The 20,720-nt window shown below is 41.3% G+C and carries 24 protein-coding genes; 12 read left to right on the top strand and 12 right to left on the bottom strand.

Annotated features, from left to right (window positions below; translation table 11 throughout):
* Positions 1-117: 117 nt before the first annotated feature.
* Positions 118-2,907: a DNA polymerase I gene (gene polA / locus AM629_RS09805; RefSeq protein ID WP_054478464.1), complete on the top strand. Its 2,790-nt coding sequence runs from the start codon at positions 118-120 to the stop codon at positions 2,905-2,907.
* Positions 2,908-2,996: 89 nt separating this feature from the next.
* Here polA and AM629_RS23390 read toward each other — a convergent pair whose 3' ends face one another.
* Positions 2,997-3,206 carry a hypothetical protein gene (locus AM629_RS23390; RefSeq protein WP_235525442.1) on the bottom strand — a complete coding sequence of 70 codons (210 nt, stop codon included), beginning with the start codon at positions 3,204-3,206 and terminating at the stop codon, positions 2,997-2,999.
* A 605-nt stretch (positions 3,207-3,811) separates the two neighbouring features.
* Here AM629_RS23390 and spfP point away from each other — a divergent pair.
* On the top strand, positions 3,812-3,859 hold the full coding sequence (spfP, locus tag AM629_RS25385; protein ID WP_438361642.1) for a small protein SpfP: 48 nt from the start codon (positions 3,812-3,814) through the stop codon (positions 3,857-3,859).
* A 79-nt stretch (positions 3,860-3,938) separates the two neighbouring features.
* Here spfP and yihA read toward each other — a convergent pair whose 3' ends face one another.
* Positions 3,939-4,571: a ribosome biogenesis GTP-binding protein YihA/YsxC gene (gene yihA, locus AM629_RS09810; RefSeq protein WP_054478466.1), complete on the bottom strand. Its 633-nt coding sequence runs from the start codon at positions 4,569-4,571 to the stop codon at positions 3,939-3,941.
* A 306-nt stretch (positions 4,572-4,877) separates the two neighbouring features.
* Here yihA and ppiA point away from each other — a divergent pair, with 306 nt between their 5' ends.
* On the top strand, positions 4,878-5,447 hold the full coding sequence (gene ppiA / locus AM629_RS09815) for a peptidylprolyl isomerase A (RefSeq protein ID WP_036772934.1): 570 nt from the start codon (positions 4,878-4,880) through the stop codon (positions 5,445-5,447).
* A gap of 115 nt (positions 5,448-5,562) precedes the next feature.
* On the opposite strand, the gene AM629_RS09820 is transcribed toward ppiA, so the two are convergent.
* The gene (locus AM629_RS09820) at positions 5,563-5,913 is read right to left on the bottom strand and encodes a YcgJ family protein (protein ID WP_054478469.1); all 351 of its coding nucleotides are present in this window, start codon (positions 5,911-5,913) and stop codon (positions 5,563-5,565) included.
* A gap of 242 nt (positions 5,914-6,155) precedes the next feature.
* Here AM629_RS09820 and AM629_RS09825 point away from each other — a divergent pair, with 242 nt between their 5' ends.
* Entirely contained in the window at positions 6,156-6,731 is a 576-nt protein-coding gene (locus AM629_RS09825) for an aminodeoxychorismate synthase component II (protein WP_054478472.1), read from the top strand.
* 123 nt (positions 6,732-6,854) lie between these two features.
* Entirely contained in the window at positions 6,855-8,066 is a 1,212-nt protein-coding gene (gene argD / locus AM629_RS09830; RefSeq protein ID WP_054478474.1) for a bifunctional acetylornithine/succinyldiaminopimelate transaminase, read from the top strand.
* A gap of 49 nt (positions 8,067-8,115) precedes the next feature.
* Here the strand turns inward: argD and crp are convergent, their stop codons facing one another.
* Positions 8,116-8,748, bottom strand: coding sequence for a cAMP-activated global transcriptional regulator CRP (gene crp / locus AM629_RS09835; protein WP_004240730.1), 633 nt, complete (start codon positions 8,746-8,748; stop codon positions 8,116-8,118).
* Between the two features lie 321 nt (positions 8,749-9,069).
* Here crp and AM629_RS09840 point away from each other — a divergent pair, with 321 nt between their 5' ends.
* Positions 9,070-9,477 carry an OsmC family protein gene (locus AM629_RS09840; protein WP_054478475.1) on the top strand — a complete coding sequence of 136 codons (408 nt, stop codon included), beginning with the start codon at positions 9,070-9,072 and terminating at the stop codon, positions 9,475-9,477.
* Positions 9,478-9,602: 125 nt separating this feature from the next.
* Here AM629_RS09840 and AM629_RS09845 read toward each other — a convergent pair whose 3' ends face one another.
* From AM629_RS09845 to AM629_RS09855, 3 genes are read right to left on the bottom strand one after another with little or no spacing between them, the layout of a single operon-like run.
* On the bottom strand, positions 9,603-10,472 hold the full coding sequence (locus AM629_RS09845) for a phosphoribulokinase (RefSeq protein WP_054478477.1): 870 nt from the start codon (positions 10,470-10,472) through the stop codon (positions 9,603-9,605).
* Between the two features lie 18 nt (positions 10,473-10,490).
* Positions 10,491-10,709, bottom strand: coding sequence for a YheU family protein (locus AM629_RS09850; RefSeq protein WP_054478480.1), 219 nt, complete (start codon positions 10,707-10,709; stop codon positions 10,491-10,493).
* The gene (locus AM629_RS09855) at positions 10,706-11,686 is read right to left on the bottom strand and encodes a hydrolase (protein ID WP_054478482.1); all 981 of its coding nucleotides are present in this window, start codon (positions 11,684-11,686) and stop codon (positions 10,706-10,708) included. Before AM629_RS09855 ends, AM629_RS09850 begins: the two co-directional genes overlap by 4 nt.
* A gap of 102 nt (positions 11,687-11,788) precedes the next feature.
* On the opposite strand from AM629_RS09855, the gene AM629_RS09860 reads away from it, so the two are divergent.
* Positions 11,789-12,397, top strand: coding sequence for a LysE family translocator (locus AM629_RS09860; RefSeq protein ID WP_054478483.1), 609 nt, complete (start codon positions 11,789-11,791; stop codon positions 12,395-12,397).
* 20 nt (positions 12,398-12,417) lie between these two features.
* On the opposite strand, the gene murP is transcribed toward AM629_RS09860, so the two are convergent.
* The 4 genes from murP to AM629_RS25235 form a co-directional block, all read right to left on the bottom strand.
* A complete protein-coding gene (murP, locus tag AM629_RS09865; protein ID WP_054478485.1) occupies positions 12,418-13,869 on the bottom strand; it encodes a PTS N-acetylmuramic acid transporter subunit IIBC in 1,452 nt (483 codons plus the stop codon).
* Between the two features lie 30 nt (positions 13,870-13,899).
* Positions 13,900-14,805 (bottom strand): N-acetylmuramic acid 6-phosphate etherase, encoded by a 906-nt coding sequence (gene murQ / locus AM629_RS09870; RefSeq protein WP_054478487.1) that lies wholly within the window; start codon positions 14,803-14,805, stop codon positions 13,900-13,902.
* Between the two features lie 81 nt (positions 14,806-14,886).
* Entirely contained in the window at positions 14,887-15,957 is a 1,071-nt protein-coding gene (locus AM629_RS09875) for a PDDEXK nuclease domain-containing protein (RefSeq protein ID WP_054478489.1), read from the bottom strand.
* A gap of 11 nt (positions 15,958-15,968) precedes the next feature.
* Positions 15,969-16,049: a helix-turn-helix domain-containing protein gene (locus AM629_RS25235; protein WP_420806667.1), complete on the bottom strand. Its 81-nt coding sequence runs from the start codon at positions 16,047-16,049 to the stop codon at positions 15,969-15,971.
* A gap of 197 nt (positions 16,050-16,246) precedes the next feature.
* Here AM629_RS25235 and AM629_RS09880 point away from each other — a divergent pair, with 197 nt between their 5' ends.
* Positions 16,247-17,344 (top strand): ISAs1-like element ISPlu18 family transposase, encoded by a 1,098-nt coding sequence (locus tag AM629_RS09880; protein ID WP_054478490.1) that lies wholly within the window; start codon positions 16,247-16,249, stop codon positions 17,342-17,344.
* A 570-nt stretch (positions 17,345-17,914) separates the two neighbouring features.
* Here the strand turns inward: AM629_RS09880 and AM629_RS09890 are convergent.
* Complete coding sequence (locus AM629_RS09890) at positions 17,915-18,394, bottom strand: Hcp family type VI secretion system effector (protein WP_054478494.1); 480 nt, start codon at positions 18,392-18,394, stop codon at positions 17,915-17,917.
* A gap of 390 nt (positions 18,395-18,784) precedes the next feature.
* On the opposite strand from AM629_RS09890, the gene AM629_RS09895 reads away from it, so the two are divergent.
* The 4 genes from AM629_RS09895 to AM629_RS09910 all read left to right on the top strand — a co-directional run.
* Positions 18,785-18,985: a hypothetical protein gene (locus AM629_RS09895; RefSeq protein ID WP_054478496.1), complete on the top strand. Its 201-nt coding sequence runs from the start codon at positions 18,785-18,787 to the stop codon at positions 18,983-18,985.
* 44 nt (positions 18,986-19,029) lie between these two features.
* Positions 19,030-19,899 carry a hypothetical protein gene (locus AM629_RS09900; protein WP_072161859.1) on the top strand — a complete coding sequence of 290 codons (870 nt, stop codon included), beginning with the start codon at positions 19,030-19,032 and terminating at the stop codon, positions 19,897-19,899.
* On the top strand, positions 19,892-20,293 hold the full coding sequence (locus tag AM629_RS09905; RefSeq protein ID WP_235525443.1) for a DUF1240 domain-containing protein: 402 nt from the start codon (positions 19,892-19,894) through the stop codon (positions 20,291-20,293). Before AM629_RS09900 ends, AM629_RS09905 begins: the two co-directional genes overlap by 8 nt.
* 37 nt (positions 20,294-20,330) lie before the next feature.
* Positions 20,331-20,720, top strand: a 390-nt coding sequence (locus AM629_RS09910; RefSeq protein ID WP_054478500.1) for a DUF1240 domain-containing protein, incomplete at its 3' end; no start/stop codon positions are given.

A 20,720-nucleotide genomic window follows, 5' to 3' on the forward strand; every position in this document is an offset into this window, starting at 1 on the left:
AAGATATGAATATCTGAATTTGTTCTCAGTAAAGAAAGTTCATACAAAATTCGTTTCCTGCTCCTTGCTGTGGCATCCTATTCTTTTACACCTGTAACAGATAAATGAAGAAGACTTATGGCTCAGATAGCAGACAATCCCCTGATTTTGGTTGATGGTTCCTCATACCTTTATCGTGCATATCATGCTTTCCCTCCACTAACCAATAGTGCAGGTGAACCTACCGGAGCTATGTATGGCGTATTGAATATGCTGCGTAGTATGGTCATGCAATATAAACCGAGCCATGTAGCGGTGGTATTCGATGCCAAAGGTAAAACTTTTCGTGATGAATTGTTTGCTGAGTATAAGTCCCATCGTCCTCCTATGCCGGATGATTTGCGTGCGCAGATAGAACCGTTGCATCAGATGGTAGAAGCTATGGGATTACCATTGCTGGTGGTTCCGGGAGTAGAAGCTGATGATGTTATTGGGACTTTGGCGTTACAGGCGGAAAAAGAGGGCCGTGCGGTGCTTATCAGCACGGGTGATAAAGATATGGCGCAATTGGTAACGCCGAATATCACTCTGATCAATACCATGAATAACACCATTCTGGGACCGGAAGAAGTGGCTGAGAAGTATGGTGTACCGCCAGAGTTGATTATCGATTTTTTAGCATTGATGGGAGACTCTTCAGATAATATTCCTGGTGTACCGGGTGTAGGGGAGAAAACGGCACTGGGATTATTGCAAGGGATTGGGGGTATGGATGATATCTTTGCCAATCTGGATAAAATTGCGGGGCTGAATTTCCGGGGAGCAAAAACGTTGGCGAATAAGATGGAACAGCATAAAGATGTGGCTTATCTCTCTTATAAATTGGCAACAATTAAAACCGATGTTGAATTGGATAAAACCTGTGTTGCTCTATCAGTTGCAGAACCGGATACAGAGAAACTACATGAGCTGTTTTCCCGTTATGAATTCAAACGTTGGTTGAGTGATGTGGCAAATGGCGATTGGTTGGCAGCTAAAGGTAAAAAATCAGCATCTACTGGCAATGATGAATCATCTCCGGCTGAGGATACATCTGTTTCGACCACACTCTCTACCGATAATTATCAAACTATTCTCAATCAGAAAAGCTTTGATGAGTGGATTGAGAAGCTTAAAAGAGCGTCGGTTTTCGCTTTTGATACCGAAACTGACAGCTTGGATACTTTGACAGCGAATCTGGTGGGTATGTCATTTGCGATTACTGCCGGAGATGCGGCTTATCTGCCTCTGGGACATGACTATCTGGGTGCGCCAGAGCAGCTTGACAGAGATGCGGTACTGGCAGCATTAAAACCGCTGCTTGAAGATAGCAACCTACTGAAAATCGGTCAAAATATTAAGTTCGATCGTGGCGTTCTGGTTCGCTATGGCATTGAGTTGCAAGGTATTGCTTACGATACTATGTTGGAATCTTATGTGCTCAACAGCGTTGCAGGTATGGGGCGGCATGATATGGATAGTCTGGCTGAACGTCATCTGAATCATAAGACCACGACTTTTGAAGAGATTGCCGGTAAAGGTAAAAATCAGCTCACTTTTAATCAGGTTCCGGTGGAACAGGCCGCAATGTATGCCGCCGAAGATGCAGATGTGACTTTGTTGCTCCATCAGGCTATGTGGCCGCAATTGCAGAAAGCACCGACGCTAGAAAAAGTATTCCTGAAAACAGAAATGCCACTGGTAATGGTACTTTCCCGTATGGAACGTACAGGTGTACTGATTGATTCAAATATTCTGGCTGAGCATTCAAAAGAGATTACTATTCGTTTGGATGAATTGGAAAAAGAAGCACATGAATTGGCTGGTGAGGTTTTCAATCTGGCTTCGCCAAAACAGTTACAAGCGATATTATTTGAAAAATTGCATTTACCGGTAGTGAAGAAAACGCCAGGTGGTGCACCATCTACTAATGAAGAGGTGCTAGAAGAGTTGGCGGATAACCATGCATTACCGAAAGTGATTTTAGAGCATCGTGGGTTGGCGAAACTGAAATCCACTTACACAGATAAATTGCCGCAGATGGTCCATCCGCTGACCAAACGAGTTCACACTTCCTATCACCAGGCAGTAACAGCAACTGGGCGTCTCTCTTCGCGTGATCCTAATCTGCAAAATATTCCTGTCCGTAATGAAGAAGGTCGCCGCATTCGTCAGGCTTTTGTGGCTCCTGAAGGTTATCGGATTATGGCCGCTGACTATTCTCAGATTGAGTTGCGGATTATGGCTCATTTGTCTCAGGATCAAGGGCTGTTGAAGGCTTTTGCTGAAGGGCAAGATATTCACCGGGCGACGGCGGCAGAAGTTTTTGGTTTGCCACTGGAACAGGTAACCAGTGAGCAGCGCCGTAGTGCTAAGGCGATTAACTTTGGTTTGATCTACGGTATGAGTGCATTTGGCCTTTCCCGTCAGTTAGGTATTCCACGCGGTGAAGCCCAGCGTTATATGGAGCTCTATTTTGAGCGTTATCCGGGCGTATTGGCGTATATGGAGCGTACCCGCGAACAGGCGGAAGAACAGGGTTATATTGAAACGCTAGATGGTCGTCGTCTTTATTTGGCAGATATCAAATCTCGCAATGGTATGCGTCGTAAGGCAGCAGAGCGTGAAGCTATTAATGCGCCAATGCAGGGAACTGCGGCGGATATCATCAAAAAAGCAATGATTGCGGTGGATAACTGGATTATTAGTGAAAAGCCAAAAGTTCGTATGATCATGCAGGTTCACGATGAGCTGGTATTTGAGGTTCATGAATCAGAACTTGAAAGTGCAGAACAGAAAATTCGTGAATTGATGGAGAAGAGTTTGGGTCTTGATGTCCCTTTAAAAGTAGATGTGGGTATCGGTGACAATTGGGATCAAGCCCACTAATATGCCATCTTAATAAGCGATAGGCTGAACCGAGATATTTGGTTCAGCCTTTTTTAATTTCAACTAACTCATTGTATTCACCTCGTGGTTTATTCTCCCAGCCTCCCCACGCTACTCTCCGACCATCTGCCCGCCAAGCGGCGAATGTATTTCCTGTTCCAGTCAGGCTGACGATATCCTGTAATTGGGCAATTGCCGGTGGAACCTGGCTGCGGCGGCTTCATTAGCGACGACAGTGTTATCTTTATTGTTGTAGATGTTGTATTCATTATTCCCTTCTGTGGGGCGGTTTCCGACATCCGTGTCCGCTGAGAAATCGTTATGGTGATTTATGCTTTATAATGGGGATTTTTAACCGAAAAATAACTATATTATGTTATTTTTTGGATTTTATATTTTCACTAATTAATATTAATAGGTAAATTTAAAAAGTGTAATAAAAGTCAGAAATTGAGTGGCCGGTTAGAGATGTGTTCTTGTCATCATTTTATTCCATTAATGGAATATTTTTTATACATTATTCACTGTTTCATTGACAATGGTGAAAAATGGTTTCAGCTGTAGATGAAACAGGGTAATTTCCATTTTTTCATTAATTAATATTACTCGTTAGATGTATGTATGGGTAATGCAAAGCAGTTATCAGATGGGATGAGCATAGGTGTTTCTGTAAACTAAATATAACTAATGTAATGATTTTTGTACTCGTAAGATGTAGGCCATTGTGTTGTTCGATACATATTAGATCTAGATCGCATAAATATGTAATTAAACTACAGTTAATGGCGATAAAAGAATCAAAATCCGCAGCTGAATCGAGATAATCATTGAAAATAAATTACAAAAAAGCTTTTTCTGAGAAATAAAATAAGGTAGAGTTGTCGGCGTAGGGTACAGAGGTAAGATGTTCTATCTTTCAGACCTTTTACTTCACGTAATCGGATTTAGCTGAATATTAGCTGCCCCAGTCAATTTTGACTGGGGCGTTTTTTTATCTGCATTTAATTATATTAGGATAAGGAAAGGTTGGATTAGATGTCACTTTCAATCTGAACAGCTGCTTGGTTGAACCATATGTCTAGTTTATGCTGTAACTTATCAATCCCGATCTTTTTCAAGGCAGAGAAGTATTCCACCTGAATATCCCCATTAAGATTTGCTAATTCTCCACGTATTTTAATCAATTGGCTCTTACGGGCGCTGGATGTCAATTTATCGGCTTTAGTCAGCAGCACCATAATCGGTACATTCATGGCTACCGCCCATTGGATCATCTGTTGATCAAGATCTTTCAGTGGGTGACGAATATCCATCAACACGACGAGTCCAAGTAGACATTCGCGTTTTTGCAGGTATTCACCCAGTGCTTTTTGCCATTTACGCTTTATCTCTTCTGGTACTTCAGCATAACCATAACCTGGCAAATCAACCAAGCGAATGCCTTCTTCGACTTCAAATAAATTGATCAGTTGGGTACGGCCTGGTGTTTTACTGGTACGAGCGAGGCTTTTTTGTTTTGTCAGGGCATTCAGAGCGCTGGATTTACCTGCATTCGAGCGACCGGCAAACGCGACTTCAATGCCCACATCCTGAGGCAAATGGCGAATATCAGGTGCGCTCGTGATAAAACGGGTCATATGATAGTTGTAGTTTTTGATGGTCAAAATGATTATCTCCCTGAGAAATGCACTGAATATATGGCAAAGAGGATTATACCGATAGCCGCTGCTTGTTGACAGAATTAAAAATAATGACATATTTCTGACGGACTGAGTCAAACCCGCTATTTTGCCGTCAGTGACTGCTCTATTTGGGAAATAAAATCTGACCTATTGTGAGAAGATTAATTCTTATCTAAAGCACCATCCGATTGATAGCGTAAATGTAAGTAAATATTGAGCACGATGCTGAGGAGATTATTAGAATTGATTCAGCTTGTGTTGTTGACCTTAATAGTATAGGAACCCAGAATGTTTAAACGTATTTTAGTGACGCTTGTAACTGCATGTTCTCTGAGCGCAATGGCACCTCTGGCTTTAGCTGCGGGTGAAACTCATGTAAAGCTGACGACAACAGAGGGTAATATTGAACTGGAATTAAATAGTCAGAAAGCACCGATTACAACCAAAAACTTTATTGAATACGTTAATGAGGGTTATTACAACAATACAATTTTCCATCGGGTGATCCCTGGATTTATGGTTCAGGGAGGCGGTTTTACCAAAGACTTGCAGCAGAAAGCGACGAAAGCGCCAATTAAAAATGAGGCAGATAATAAGCTGCGTAATTTACGTGGAACTATCTCTATGGCGCGTACCGCCGATAAAGACAGTGCCACTAGCCAATTCTTTATCAACGTAGCGGATAATGCTTTTCTTGATCATGGTCAGCGTGATTTTGGTTATGCAGTATTTGGTAAGGTCGTAAAAGGTATGGACGTTGTAGATAAAATTTCTCAGGTGAAAACTGAAAATGTCGGTCCATACCAGAATGTACCAGTTAAACCCGTGGTTATCCTATCTGCTGAAATTATCCCCTAATTTTTTTCTGAGACATGAACTATTACGGTGGTTGCGGCAGTTTTTAGTCTTTTGGTTAACTTACATCTGATTAAAAATGTGGCCTTCATTGAATGAATGAAGGCCAATTTCGCCATTATTCATACATCTTTTGGGTAAATTCTTTATTCACTTCGGTTCGTGGAAAATATCTATCTTTGTAGCATTGCTTCTCTTTATTCTCGCAGTGTACACCATTACTTAAAGTGAATGACGAAAAGTCAATATCTTTACCATCACCAATCTCATTTTTCAGGTGTTCTGCTGCTTTTTTTCCTAAATGCTTTTCGGTTAATTTTACCGACACACCTTGTTGATCAGCGCAATATTTTCCTTTTTTATCGCAAATCACGCCTTTTACTGGGAAGAAAATATTGGCAGCCTTAGTTGTGGCTAGCGTGGGGAAGGACAGTAGAAAAAGAGATGCTATAATCAGTTTTGTCTTCATAACAATTACCTTTACTTATGGAATATCAAAATAGAGCATATGTTTTGTAGGTTTGAGGGTAAGTTGATTGAGTAAAAGATAGCCATTGATTTTGTTGTGCTATGCTACAAATGTTGATGTGCTATGATAGCCGCCCCGTTGTCGTTAGGCCGTTTTACCTGAAAGTCATGTTGTTCATGATAAATAAATTGCAGGAGTGGCAGGACAGCAAATACAGCGATAAATGAGTAGGATTGTTTCCTATGTTATTAATAATAGATAACTACGATTCTTTTACATATAACTTATATCAATACTTTTGTGAATTGGGAATAGATGTTTTAGTTAAGCGCAATGATGAATTACTGCTTGAGGATATTGAGAGATTAGCTCCCACTCATCTTGTTATTTCCCCAGGCCCCTGTACGCCAAATGAAGCAGGCATTTCTCTGACTGCGATTTCGCATTTTGCGGGGCAGTTGCCGATTTTGGGTGTTTGCCTTGGACATCAGGCAATTGGACAGGCATTTGGTGCCAGTGTAGTAAAAGCTAGAGAAGTCATGCATGGGAAAACTTCTGCTATTCATCATAATCAGCAAGGTGTGTTTAAAGGTCTTAATCGGCCATTAACGGTTACCCGTTACCATTCATTGGTGATTGCTGCGGAAACATTACCTGCTTCATTTGAGGTGACTGCATGGAGCCAGCATGACGGCAATGTAGATGAAATCATGGGAATTCGTCACCGCACGTTGCCTCTGGAAGGTGTGCAGTTCCATCCAGAAAGTATTCTCAGCGAGCAAGGGCATCAGCTACTGAGAAACTTCCTTAGATATTAACCAGATACCAATAATTTCTTCATTTATTCATCTTTTTCATTGGCCCATCTTTGATTTTTTATGCGTATTTTGTGATTATATTTTCACTTTTAAATAATGTATATATAAAAATCGGGTGGGAAAATGACAGAACATGCCGCAGTAAATAGAAATACCTACGATCAAGTCATGTTGCCAATCTATTCACCGGCACAGTTTATACCGGTGAAAGGGCAAGGTAGTCGTGTATGGGATCAACAAGGGAAGGAATACATTGATTTTGCGGGTGGTATTGCTGTTATGGCTTTGGGACATTGTCACCCTGAGTTGGTTGATGTTTTGAAGCAGCAAGGAGAGAAACTTTGGCATATCAGTAATATTTTCACCAATGAACCGGCTTTAATATTGGCGCAGAAATTGATTGATGCTACGTTTGCTGAACGGGTATTTTTTGCTAATTCAGGTGCAGAAGCGAATGAAGCTGCATTTAAACTGGCTCGTCACTATGCCATTACCCGTCACAGCCCATATAAAACCAAAATTATTGCGTTCCATCAGGGATTTCATGGTCGTACCCTTTTTACTGTCTCTGTTGGTGGTCAGCCAAAATATGCTGATGGTTTTGGGCCAAAACCCGCAGATATTATTCATGTACCTTTTAATGACTTAGAGGCGGTAAAGGCAGTCATGGATGACCATACTTGTGCGGTTATATTGGAACCTGTTCAGGGAGAAGGGGGAGTAACTCCTGCAACATCTGCGTTTATTCATGGGGTGCGTGAGCTTTGTGATAAACATCAGGTGCTGCTGGTGTTTGACGAAGTACAAAGTGGGATGGGACGTACCGGCAAACTGTTTTCTTATATGCATTATGATGTTGCACCGGATATTATCACCACAGCGAAAGCACTAGGAAATGGTTTTCCTGTCAGTGCTATGCTGACCACCGCGAATATTGCCTCGGTTATGGTGCCGGGAACTCACGGTACGACTTACGGTGGTAATCCGCTGGCTTGTGCAGTCGCAAATGTTGCGTTTGATATTATCAATACGCCAGAGGTTCTGGATGGGGTTGAAAAACGTCATAATTTAATTGTGAATTTTTTGAACGATATTAATCAGCAATATTCCGTATTTGGTGAGATCCGTGGAAAAGGATTACTGATTGGTGCGGAACTAAAAGGGCAGTATCAGGGAAAATCTAAAGATATCCTGCAACTGGCTGCTGAAAATGGGCTAATGTTGCTGAGTGCTGGCAGTGATGTACTGCGTTTCACACCTTCGTTGATTATCAGTAAAGAAGAGATTGCTCAGGGAATGGAACGGTTGGAAAAGACGATTAGCCAGTTAGTATAACGAATACAAGAAAAATCAGCGCAAATATAATGCGCTGATTCATCAGGTATTAACGTGTACCGTAAACAACAATTGTTTTGCCGTGTGCGGAAATCAGGTTTTGATCTTCCAGCATTTTCAGGATACGACCAACCGTTTCACGGGAACAGCCAACAATTTGGCCAATTTCCTGACGTGTGATTTTGATTTGCATCCCATCCGGGTGGGTCATAGCATCTGGTTGTTTTGCCAAATTCAGCAAGGTCTGAGCAATACGGCCGGTAACATCCAGAAAGGCTAGATTACCGACTTTCTCAGAAGTCGTTTGCAAACGGCTTGCCATTTGGGCAGATAAACGCATTAGAATATCCGGGTTGACCTGAATCAGTTGGCGGAATTTTTTATAGGAAATTTCAGCCACTTCACAGGCACTTTTAGCCCGTACCCAGGCTGTACGCTCTTGCCCTTCTTCAAATAATCCAAGTTCGCCAATGAAATCTCCCTGATTTAAATAGGAGAGGATCATCTCTTTGCCTTCTTCATCTTTAATCAAAACTGCAACAGAGCCTTTTACGATGTAGTAAAGCGTCTCTGCTTTTTCGCCTTGATGAATAAGCGTGCTTTTAGATGGATATTTATGAATATGGCAGTGTGACAAAAACCATTCAAGAGTGGGGTCTGTTTGTGGCTTGCCGAGAACCATTCGCTTCATCCTCTGTTGTTATCGCTGCCTAAATAACATGAGAATCTAAAAGTTTCTCATCAGGCTGGCTTATAAAGACACTAGCTTAACATATTAGTTTGTCGAAAAACCGACAGGTGAAAGTTTTATATAGGTTATCTAAAATTTGAACCCTGAGTATTGATCCTAACCTAATATATACCTGACCTGCTTCTGTTTGTAGCACAGGAAAAGGTTTCTGTCTTGTCTTGTATTGTTTCAGCATCATGAACTGCGCATTAGATTGCCAGTTTAATACCGAAAGGGTAGGCTTTAATGCAAAAAATGGTTTAAGGGGGGATTATGCAAGCACGGGTAAAATGGGTTGAAGGGTTATCTCTTTTGGGGGAGTCGTCTTCGGGTCATCAGATAATGATGGATGGAAATGCCGGCGATAAGGCACCAAGCCCAATGGAAATGGTATTAATGGCAGCGGGTGGTTGCAGTACGATTGATGTTGTTTCTATTTTGCAGAAAGGTAGATATGACGTAATAGATTGTGAGGTAAAATTAACTTCCCGCCGTCGTGAAGAAGCGCCACGCTTGTTTACTCATATAAATCTGCATTTCATTGTGACAGGCAAAGATTTAACAGATAAAGCGGTTGAACGTGCTGTTATACTTTCCGCAGAAAAATATTGCTCTGTTTCGTTGATGCTGGGAAAGTCAGTTGAAATCACCCACAGTTTTGAAATTAAAGATGCAGATTAAGATATTATTTATTGATTAAAAAATAACGGCAGGTAACTAACATTTCAGTTACCTGTTTTATTAACTGAATAATGTAAAGATGTGAATTCAGAGACTGGATTTTTTACATTTATCCCAGGTTCTGATCAGCAAATCTTTTCCCCTTCCAGCAATCGTTGTACTAATGGCGTCATAATTAATTCCATTGCCAATCCCATTTTTCCGCCTGGAACCACAATGGTATTAATACTTGAAACGAATGAGCCTTGTAGCATTGATAACAGGTACGGGAAATCAATCTGAGTCAGATCACGGAAACGGATGACAATGAAACTTTCATCCAATGATGGAATGGCTTTGGCTGAAAATGGGTTGGAGGTATCCACGGTAGGGACACGTTGAAAGTTGATATGTGTTCGCGAAAATTGTGGCGTAATGTAATTGATATAATCATCCATAGAACGAACAACAGAATCCATCACCGCTTCTTGTGAATGTCCTCGTTCCCCGGTATCACGGATAAGTTTCTGTATCCATTCAAGGTTGACAATCGGCACTACTCCTACCAGCAGATCGACATGGCTGGCAACGTTATGTTGTGGTGTTACAACGCCACCATGTAGACCTTCATAGAACAGCACATCGGTTTGCTTGGGTAAGGATGCCCATGGTGTAAATGTACCGGGTAGCTGGTTGTAAGGAACGGCATCGTCATAAGTATGAAGATATTTCCGACGACGGCCTTCACCCGTTTCACCATAGTCAATCATGGTTTTTTCCAGCATGCCAAAATCATTGGCTTCTGGCCCAAAGTAACTGATATGTCTGCCTTGTTCTTTGGCTTTACGAATCGCAGCATCCATTTCAGGGCGGGTGTAACGGTGGAAACTGTCCCCTTCTATTTGCGCCGCACTGATATTAAGTTGCTGGAAAATTTTACGGAAAGCTAAACTCGTTGTTGTTGTTCCGGCGCCGCTAGAGCCGGTAATTGCAATAATCGGATGTTTGGCGGACATACAGTAAACTCCATAATGTTAAGAATCGAACATTTCTTTCGGCATAATATTGATGCTTTCATGCAGTTCAGACCACACCAGCATAACATCTCCTCGTTCTAACTGACGGCGTATGTCAGTGACTTTCTGCTCAAGCGATTTTTCATGTTCGCCATAGTCAGTACCTTCCCGCAGGACAAAGCTCTCTATCAAATTTAGCAGAGTTTCTGGTTCCAGTTGTTGCCACGGAATAATCATTGCGGTTGCTCCAGATAAGATGACAGCCAACCTGGAATACGTTGTTCCAGCCACATTTGTGGTTTCTTCAGAGAACCACTGACAAAGCCGACGTGTCCACCATGTTCTGTCATTTGATATTCAATATTCTTAGGCAGAGTTTTGAGATCAGGGACAACTTCTGGCGACATAAAGGGATCGTCTTTGGCATGAATAATCAGCAGTGGCACAGTAATGTCAGGCAGACGTGGCAGTGCACTGCACTGGCGATAGTAGTCTACTGCATCTTTAAAATTGTGGAGCTTTGCGGTTACAATTTCATCAAATTCCCGAATGCGTTTCAATTTTTTTACCTGAGACAGATTGATTGGCAGTGAATTTGGGTAGCGTAGCAATTTGCGAGTAATATTGCGTTTCAGGCTATTAAGCAGATAGCGCTCATAAACTTGAGAAAATCCTCTTTCTATCCGGTTGGAGCAGGCTTCCAGCATCAGAGGCGCGGAGACAACGACCGCAGCATTGACTTGGGCATTTGTTTTTTCTTCTGCCAGATAACAGGCCAGTACATTACCACCAATTGAATAACCCACAGCTGAGGTTGGTACATCACCGTAGGTCTGTTTCAGCCAGTTTAAAAAATAACGGGCATCGTTTGTTTCGCCTGAGTGATAGAGACGTTTCTGGCGGTTTGGTTCACCACTGCACCCACGGAAGTGCATGACAACACCAAGCCAGCCTTTTTTCTGACAGATATGGAGCAAACCGTTGGCGTAAGGGCTATTGAAACTACCCTCCAGCCCATGAAACAGGATCAACCGTGGCTTGTGGGCCGCAGTTGTCGGATCTTCACTCCATGCCAGGTCAACAAAATCGTTATCGGGCAGATTAAGTCGTTGCCAGTATGGTTGCAATGTAGGATACCACCGCATCAAACGCGGAAGTAATGTTTGCAAATGTGGATTACTGACTCCGGTTAGAGGACGAAAGATATCAGACATAATGGTTCCGATTTAATGATTAGTTATATTGTATGATGAATAACATACTGATATTTTCTGTGAAAGGGAAACGCCATTATTCAGGATGAAAGGTAACTATTCATGACAGCAAGCTTAATTTTTTCATTAACAACTTTTTTGTTTATTTCTTCTATTACGCCTGGTCCAAACAACATGTTGCTGACGTCATCGGGGGCTAATTTTGGTGTTATCCGCTCTTTGGGACTGATATTCGGCATTCTTCTGGGAATGCAGACGATTTTGTATTTGGCAGCATTCGGTATAGCTGCGTTACTATTGGTTTATCCAGCTATTCACACGATAATGAAAATTGCGGGTAGCCTCTATTTGCTGTGGTTGGCATGGAAAACGGTAACCGCCAGTTACCGGCGTCTGGATACCAAAGGTAGTGCTGTTATAAAGCCGGTGCGGTGGTATCAGGGCTGGTTATTACAGTTTCTGAATCCGAAAGCTTGGTTAATGGGATTAGGATCGGTTGGCAGCTACAGTATTGCTGGTGAACAGTATCTCTATTCCATCATCGTTATTAGTGGCGCAATGGTATTAATAAGTTTCCTGAGCAGTATCGTATGGGCGGGTTTTGGTTCGTTGATTGGAACATTACTGCGTAGTCGTCATGCTTGGTTTATTTTCAATATCATGATGGGAATATTGACGGCAGCTTGTGTGCCATTGATTTGGATTGGGTAATTCAATCCATTAATTTAATTTTAGGTTAAATTGACATTTTTACAGCCAAATAGCAGCGTCAGCACAAAACCACTGAGATAAGCCACCATCATCCCCGCTGCATAAATTGCCATGCCGACAAAAATTCCGTTGCTGGAGGTCATCAACGGCAGTGCGATCAATCCAGATGGACCCAAAACCGTATTCAGTCCAATGGGTAAACCTAAATAAGCGACCAGACCGATAAAGAAACCACCGGCAGCGCCTCCCAGGCAAGCGGTAATAAAGGGTTTAATTCGTGGCAGTGTTACCCCGTAAATCAACGGCTCACCGATACCGAGAAAGCCTGGAATAATGGCACCTTTTATCTGAGTACGTAGCAGAGAATCTTTTTTAGCTTTTATATATAGCGCCAGAGCAGCGCCAACTTGTCCGCCGCCTGCCATGGCAAGGATTGGAAACAGAGAGTTAAAACCTTGTGCATCCATAAGCGCGAAATAGACCGGAACAAACCCCTGATGAACACCAAACATAACCGCGAGTAGGAATAGCCCTGCCAATATCGCTGTACCAAAAGGGTTACCGTTGAGATGGAGAAACAACCATGACATGCCATTAAATAGATAACTTCCCAGCGGCATAATAACAGTAAAGGCAATGGCTCCCATGATCAGCAGGGTAATAGCCGAAGTGAGGATCATATCCAGATTGTCTGGAATTACCTTACGAACCTGTCGTTCTACCCATGCTCCCAGAATAGCGGCGATCAGAACGCCGATAATATTACCGCGTGGATCGATACTGTAACCAAAGAAAGTGGAGATGCCAGAATAAAAACCGCTGGTGGCATCCGGGTTATAGCCCAGCACAAACAGTGAGGCGATAATCGCGCCGTTTATACCAGAGCCACCAAATGCTTTTTGCGCGTTATAGCCAATTAGAATACTGAGGAAACTGAACATTCCCTTACTGAATACTTTCATATAGCCGATGATTTCAACCAATACCGTATTAGGGGATTTAACGCCTTGAATGGCGATTTGTTCAAGTAAGGTGGCAAATCCCAGCAGTAGGCCAACGGCAATAAAACCGGGGATGAGTGGGGTAAAAATAGTGGCGAATTTCGTCAGGAATTTATGTATAGCACTAATTTGTTTCTCTTTAAGCTGTTTTTTATTAGCGGAGGCAATATGGGTTAAATCAGCGCTATGCTGTTCCGATTGTTGAGGATGGTCAGAAGATTCCAGCAATTTGTTCATTATGTCAGCCGCAGCTTGCGCTTTTCCCGGTCCAAGTACGATTTGACACTGATTATCGCTTTCAATAATACCCAGCACACTGGCGATCTGTTTCAGCGCTGCTTTATCTACTTGAGTATGATCGCGTAGGGTTAGCCGCAGGCGAGTCATACAGTTGCCACATTGGATAACATTACCGGCATTGCCGATAGCTTTAAGGATCTGAACAACTATTGCCTGATTAATCTTAGCCATCTTATTTATTCCTTCACGGAAGAGAGTTTGTTACCGAACCGTTAAGATTGCCGGACGAATAACACCATGATTTTTATCCAGTAACGCCTTTGCTTGTTGAGCATCTATGCTTGCCAGAATCATCACAATGGCGGTTTTACAATGTCCATCACATTCAGCTAATGCTCGCTCAGCTTGTTCACGGTTGCATTCTGTGGCGGCCATAACGATATTTTTCTGCCTTTCAACCAGTTTGGCATTTGTCGCTTCTACATCCACCATCAGGTTGCCGTAAACTTTACCTGTACGGATCATGGCACCGGTGGTCAACATATTCAGGATCAGTTTCTGTGCAGTACCTGCTTTCATGCGTGATGAGCCGGTAACGATTTCCGGCCCAACGACGGGGGTGATAGCAATATCGGCGGCCTGTGTCATGGGACTATCAGGGTTACAACTGATACCGGCGACGGTGGCGTCAACCGATTTCGCATACTCCATTGCACCCAACACATAAGGTGTACGACCACTTGCGGCAATACCAACCAGTACATCTTTTGAGTTAAAGTGTAGCGCCTTAAGATCGTTTGCGCCCAATTGCCAGTTATCTTCTGCATTTTCAACAGCCCTCAAGATGGCCTGATGCCCTCCGGCAATCAAGCCAACCACTTGTTCCGGTCTGGTGCCATAAGTGGGTGGACATTCACTGGCATCTAGAATCCCTAACCGGCCTGATGTACCCGCACCGATATAAATTAAACGGCCTCCCTGACGTAAAGCTTCGGCAATCTTGTCTACTGTTTCCGCGACTTGTGGCAAAGTTTGCTCTACGGCCAGTGCGACTTTTTTATCTTCATCATTAATGAGTTTTAGCATCTCAAGGGTTGGCAAAGTATCAATGTTGGCGCTGGCTGGATTGCGGCTTTCGGTGACCATATTGTTGAGATTGATTTTCATATTGTTTTCCAAGGGGATATAAAAGGCAGATAGCGTGAAATGTACAAAGATTTAAAGGGCTTGATTATGGCGCTGATGCTCCTATGTCGATGGTTGTGATAGTTCAGCCTCTAGTTCCTCGATACTTGGCAGGCTGGATTTCAAGTCTTCTGGCAATGCGCGGGTTAATTCGTAATCTGAAATTCCAATTGGCTTTTGAATACCGCGCAAAGCATATTCGGCCAATATCTGGTCTTTGGTCTGGCACAAAATCAAGCCTATGGTAGGTTGATCAGTGGAATGCCGCAGCTTTTCATCGACTACCGAGCAATAGAAATTCATCTTACCGGCATGTTCAGGTTTAAATTCCCCTCGTTTCAGCTCGATCACAACGAAAGCCCTCAAAGTCAGATGATAAAAAAGTAGGTCAATGTAGTAATCTTGTTCGCTTACGGTAATACGATATTGGCGCCCGACAAAAGCGAAGCCCTCTCTGAGTTCGAGCAGGAATTTTTCAAGGTGTTTGAGCAGCCCCATTTCCAGCTCCCGTTCCTTGAAGGGTTCTGATAGGGTGAGAAAATCGAAAACATAGGGGTCTTTCAGGGTTTGCTGTACCAATTCAGACTGAGATACGGATAACCGGTTCTTGAAGTTACTGACAACTGAGCCTTGCCGGGCATAGGAATTGCCTTTGATCATCTGAATCAGGGAGTCACGACTCCACCCCTGTATCTGAATCTGTTCTGCATACCAGAATCGTTCAGTTTGATCTTTTATCCGCTCAATCAGCAGAATGTTGTGACCCCAAGGCAATTGTGTCACAGCTTGTGGCACAATTGCCGATACCGGCTTTCCGGAGGAATAGATGCTGCCTTGTTGTTTCATCTCCGGAGGAAAGGCGTACTCCCGGTAGAAACGCAGCATACGCTTCAAGTTCCGTTCTGAGAAGCCTTTGACCTCTGGTAATTCATTAGCAATATCTCGTGCTAGCTTCGGGATGATCCTTGCCCCCCACTTCTGTTGCCTCTGACATTCATGGAGCATGTGACCAATGTCCCAGTACATCTGGATCAGTTCAGCATTGACGGACTGAACAGCTCTGAGCTGACCACTACGTATCCGTTCCTTTACATCGGCGAGTAACGAGGTGTAAATTTGTAGTTCTGATGTCATGATTATCTTGCTTATTTCAGTATGTTGTAGACGGTGCAGCGGCTGATACCCAGTTGCTGGACAATAGTAGAAATGCCAAAACCCTTACTCAGTTAAATAAATATATACCTGTTATCTTTCAAGTTGCCTCTTTGTTGGCTGCACTCACTCACCCCAGTCACCAGGGTGAGATCTCACATTTTTAATAAGGTTATTTTAGTTAAATAAAAATCAGAATATGACTTTTTATAGGCATTTCTCTCATTAAAACGTTAAGATCTCTCTCTTCCATAAAAAAGCGATCCTAATAATGAGTATTTTTAATTTTATCAGCAAGATAGAAGACCCCCGTTCTGACATCAATAAAAAACATGAGCTAATGGATGTGATTTTTTTAGCCTTCTCCGCTGTATTATGCGGCGCTTCTGGCTGGAAATCGATTCAGGAATTTGGTGAGTTACAGAGCGAGTGGCTTAAACAATACACGCATTTTACTCACGGTATTCCCCGTCGTCACTGTATTGCTAATATTATCAAAATGATAGAGCAAGATGCACTGGTTGAAGCCTTTTATGCCTGGATCAACCAGCGTCGGGTCAGGGCAGGAAAAAGTCTTATCGCCATTGATGGAAAAACCTTGAGAGGAACCTGTAAGGGGACATTATTTGAAGCCCTGCATGTGGTCAGTGCTTATGATGTTGAATCCGGTGTAGCCCTATACCATCAGGCAGCCGAAAGCAAAGGTCAGGAAGGTCCGGTTGCCAGACACTTGATTGAATTACTGGCGCTTGATGGCGCGATTGTCACTATGGATGCCCTACATTGCCAGAAAGAAACCCTTGCATTAATTACTCAGCGCGGCGGTGATTTTATTGTCGGTCTCAAAGGCAATCAAAAGACCCTCCATGAATGGGTCAAATCGTATTTTGCTTCGCATTATGAGAGTGATGAGCTTGTTGAATTTACGCAGAAAAATAGCGGTCATGGACGGACAGAATTTCGGCATGTCATGCAAATTCGTGCCGTATTACCGGAGGTCCTTCGGCGGCAATGGCCTTCAATACAAAGTGTGATTGAAGTCGTCAGTGAACGAAGCGTAAAAGGTCAGCCTCCCCATCGTGATTCACGCTGGTATGTCAGCTCGCTACCGTTGGAGGCGGAAATCGTGGCTAAGGCAATAAGAAGGCACTGGTCGGTAGAAAACGAGCTGCATTGGGTATTAGATGTCACTTTTCGAGAAGATGCTATCTCACTCAAAGATCCTGATGGGGCTGCACAAATGGCGCTTTTTAACCGAATTGCATTAAATGTGATTAAACAGAATACCAGTATAAAAGACAGTCAGGCGGCTAAACGTCGAAGAGCCATTTGGTCAGGGGAATTCCGTAGTCAACTTATCTTTGATTAAATTAAATACAAAGTGGAATCCCGCCCTGCCCCAGTCACAGAGTTATCTATGCTCCTGGGGATTCGCTCCCTTGCCGTCGCGATGCATCTTGAAATCTATTGGGTATAAGCTATTAATTTATAAATGGTTACATTATGAATATGTATTTTGGGAACTTCTAGATAGAAGTTCCCAAAATACATCAACATACGGGCTTCTGTTTGGTATTCTACATTATTTACAAAGGGATAAAATACCCATTGGCTAATATAAATCAGATTCTTTTTCTTTGATACATAAATATCAACTCGTTCTTCTTGTTTTTGAATATCGCGTTCCAGTAAAATTGACAAATAAATGTAAAATATAAGTTTACAGATTATTGGCAAAGTAGTGTTTTTCTATCTGATATATTGTTTCAATTAAGTTTCGTTCACCAGACGGAGCTTGCCGTCATGTTAAAAATACCGCCTCTGTGGACGATCAAATTGTCCTAATGGGGAGAACATTTCCCATAATAAAAAAACAAACCTCGCCCTTTTAAACAAGGTTTGTCAGCGGTTTGGATATTTATATACTATTAGCTTATTTTCAATAAACTCTATCATCCCATATACTATAGGCAGATGTACCGGCGATTACGTGATTCCAGGAAATAGATTTGTATTTGAGAAAGACTTTCTCATACGGCATCATGTCATTATCATTTATCGAATGTGGATAGGAACAAGAAAGGTCAATAATGCTTGCTTCTGTTAATTTGATTTCATAGAAAAGTTCTAATTTCCCGGCGGAGTTTATTCGATAAAAGACAAAAACCGCATGCAGTAGTTCGTTTGAAGAGATTGCGATTGATAATAATGGGGATGATTTATCTATTGGCTTGATGAACTGGACTGGGTGATGATCGACATGTTGTTCTCGAGTTAGCGTGTGATTTAAACTCAAGACCTGTATTTGATCTTCGTGCCCTTTTTGGTATCGGTTTCCTATAGAATCTAGAGTTGAACAACCAGCAGAAATTAAACCTTGTTTCTTACCATCTAATGACAAGTAAATCATATAAGACATAAATAATTACCATACAAGTGCTTTATCTAAAGGACCTGAAGCTATTTGCTCAGGTTACGGAACTACAACCATAACATTAAAATATAAAAAACTAATAGTTCAATATCGAATTTATTTCCCAAATCAAGAAGGCTTTACCCGGTTTACATATTTATTCTATGGCATGGGTTTTGCTATATCAATTCTTATAAAACGAAATTTAAAATATTCCGATCGCTTTATAATTATCATTTTCATACTTATTGGTCAGGTGTTATTTTTGTGTTATGCAACATCAACTGCGGATGCTCCGCATTTATTTAATGCTTTGCTATTATATAATAGACATGGCTGTTTCTTATGTAATATAGTGTTATATACTAATTCTTAATGATTAATGAGTTTAACCGTATGGACGAGAGAGAACAGTTATTACAACAACTAGATAATGCATTAGTGAATAGTCCAGTAGTTTCAGAGGAGAAATTGGCACTAATGATGATGCTATGTTTTCAATTGATGTCGTCAACTGAAACTCAGGCTCTCAATATGAGAGCTTCAGATGGTCGTGTTCTTTCTCTCAAATTGGAAACTCCGGCGGTTAAACACTGATGTGATAATTTTTGGTTTTAAGACAATGTGAAAAGGGTTTTACGATGACATATAAAAAATACAACCCCTCGCCGGAAGGCTATATGGGGGATTTCCTGAGAGGTCAGGTTGGGATTAACCAATTAAAACCTCAGCATGAATTCTTTGATGCCATTGGTCTCGAAAAGCAGTTAAGAGAGAATACAACCTATATTGCGTTGCTATCGTTAGATGAAGCGAAAGATGTGCTGGAAGATATTGATTCGCCAAAACCCAAAAGTCCATTTGTAAAGAAAATATTTGAGATTACCGATCCCATATCACCCTATGCAGGTAACATTCATGATTCTTTTGATCTCTTTAATGTTATAGGGGAATTTAAAAGATTAGGGATTAAAGCAACAGAGTATGTGGGTAAGGATGGAAACAGATATATTAAAATATCAGGTTATGCAGGAGTTAGAAAGATCATTACTGCTTCAAGATATAAAGCTTCTAACATGAAGGTGGTATCTATGGGGATTGGGCAGCAAGGACTGAATAGTGGCATAGTTAAGGGAATGAAGTTCAGTATATTCTTTTCTGCGGCTTATCGAACGGTTGAGCTTATATTTAAGGACGAATACACTCTGGCTGATTTTCTAGGTAATATTGCTGTGGATCTGGCTAAGACGGCAGTAATAGCCTTTGCTTCTTGGGCTATAGGTATTGTTCTTTCATCTTTTTTGGCGGCAGGTGCTAGCATCATTGTCGTAGCTGGTATAATTTTTGGAGTTGGTCTGCTTGTTACTATTGGGCTAAATTATTTAGATGATAAATATGGTATAAATAAGAAGGTTATTGATTTAATAAAAGAGGTTTATAATAGAGAAAGAACCCCTGAGGCTAATTTAAATAAGGTTCTTCATGATTTTGGAAGATATAGTCGTGGATAAAAAAAGAAAAATAATTCATATTATCTTGGCGGTTTTTGTATTGTCTTTAGTATCTTTGGGTATGTTTGCTTCTGTTGATAGTCTATTTTCATTGATTACAATGGCTGAGGTAATCTCTTTTTCCAATGGGATAATAATTGCGTTTTTTTTCTTCCCGTTGGTTTTTTATTTCTTGATTTGTTCTATTTATTTAAATTTAACAACGCGTATACCAAGGTATCATGATGCTTATATTAAATATCTAGGTGGAATAGCTATTGTTGCATTTTTTTTGAGTTTTCCTATATCTTTTTATGTGCATTATAAACTGAGGAGTGAGAATTACTTGATATGCCAAAAGATATCTTGGATGTCGCCGAATAAATATGTAAAAGATATTAAACTATGTGGCTAATATCTTTTTATTTAATTTCTTCATAGCTGGGGTTATTATGGGGAAAAAGATTATATATATCATCGGCTCTCTTGCTATTTTTCTTTTATCTTTATTTGCTTTTTTTTCAACCGGAGAAAATTTGATTTCTTTAGTTAGAATGAGTGAGAAAATAACATTCTCAGGTGGTGTTGTTATAATATTTTTTTCTTTTCCTTTGATCTCTTATGCTACATTTTTTATTGTTTTTGTTACTGTGACTGGACATTATCCAAAGCATCATGATAATTTTGTTAAATATTTTTGTTCGATAGCTATTGTTGCAATTGTTTTAAGTTTTCCTACATCTTTGTATGTGAATTATAAGTTAAAAAATGATGGCTATTTAGTATGTCCAAGAATATCCTGGATGTCACCAAATACCTATGTAAAAGATATCAAACTATGT

The sequence above is a fragment of the Photorhabdus heterorhabditis genome (assembly GCF_001280945.1).
In the GTDB taxonomy this organism is placed as follows: Bacteria; Pseudomonadota; Gammaproteobacteria; order Enterobacterales; family Enterobacteriaceae; genus Photorhabdus; species Photorhabdus heterorhabditis.

Bases quoted from the DNA above. Each gene is read 5' to 3' on its own strand.
- AM629_RS09880 (WP_054478490.1), top strand. From the start codon at position 16,247: ATGAGTATTTTTAATTTTATCAGCAAGATAGAAGACCCCCGTTCTGAC.
- AM629_RS09845 (WP_054478477.1), bottom strand. From the start codon at position 10,472: ATGTCCGCCAAACATCCGATTATTGCAATTACCGGCTCTAGCGGCGCC.
- AM629_RS09820 (WP_054478469.1), bottom strand. From the start codon at position 5,913: ATGAAGACAAAACTGATTATAGCATCTCTTTTTCTACTGTCCTTCCCC.
- AM629_RS09855 (WP_054478482.1), bottom strand. From the start codon at position 11,686: ATGTCTGATATCTTTCGTCCTCTAACCGGAGTCAGTAATCCACATTTG.
- AM629_RS23390 (WP_235525442.1), bottom strand. From the start codon at position 3,206: ATGTCGGAAACCGCCCCACAGAAGGGAATAATGAATACAACATCTACA.
- AM629_RS09825 (WP_054478472.1), top strand. From the start codon at position 6,156: ATGTTATTAATAATAGATAACTACGATTCTTTTACATATAACTTATAT.
- ppiA (WP_036772934.1), top strand. From the start codon at position 4,878: ATGTTTAAACGTATTTTAGTGACGCTTGTAACTGCATGTTCTCTGAGC.
- murP (WP_054478485.1), bottom strand. From the start codon at position 13,869: ATGGCTAAGATTAATCAGGCAATAGTTGTTCAGATCCTTAAAGCTATC.
- AM629_RS09840 (WP_054478475.1), top strand. From the start codon at position 9,070: ATGCAAGCACGGGTAAAATGGGTTGAAGGGTTATCTCTTTTGGGGGAG.
- polA (WP_054478464.1), top strand. From the start codon at position 118: ATGGCTCAGATAGCAGACAATCCCCTGATTTTGGTTGATGGTTCCTCA.
- AM629_RS09850 (WP_054478480.1), bottom strand. From the start codon at position 10,709: ATGATTATTCCGTGGCAACAACTGGAACCAGAAACTCTGCTAAATTTG.
- AM629_RS09890 (WP_054478494.1), bottom strand. From the start codon at position 18,394: ATGTCTTATATGATTTACTTGTCATTAGATGGTAAGAAACAAGGTTTA.
- murQ (WP_054478487.1), bottom strand. From the start codon at position 14,805: ATGAAAATCAATCTCAACAATATGGTCACCGAAAGCCGCAATCCAGCC.
- AM629_RS09895 (WP_054478496.1), top strand. From the start codon at position 18,785: ATGGACGAGAGAGAACAGTTATTACAACAACTAGATAATGCATTAGTG.
- AM629_RS09875 (WP_054478489.1), bottom strand. From the start codon at position 15,957: ATGACATCAGAACTACAAATTTACACCTCGTTACTCGCCGATGTAAAG.
- argD (WP_054478474.1), top strand. From the start codon at position 6,855: ATGACAGAACATGCCGCAGTAAATAGAAATACCTACGATCAAGTCATG.
- crp (WP_004240730.1), bottom strand. From the start codon at position 8,748: ATGGTTCTCGGCAAGCCACAAACAGACCCCACTCTTGAATGGTTTTTG.
- AM629_RS09900 (WP_072161859.1), top strand. From the start codon at position 19,030: ATGACATATAAAAAATACAACCCCTCGCCGGAAGGCTATATGGGGGAT.
- AM629_RS09860 (WP_054478483.1), top strand. From the start codon at position 11,789: ATGACAGCAAGCTTAATTTTTTCATTAACAACTTTTTTGTTTATTTCT.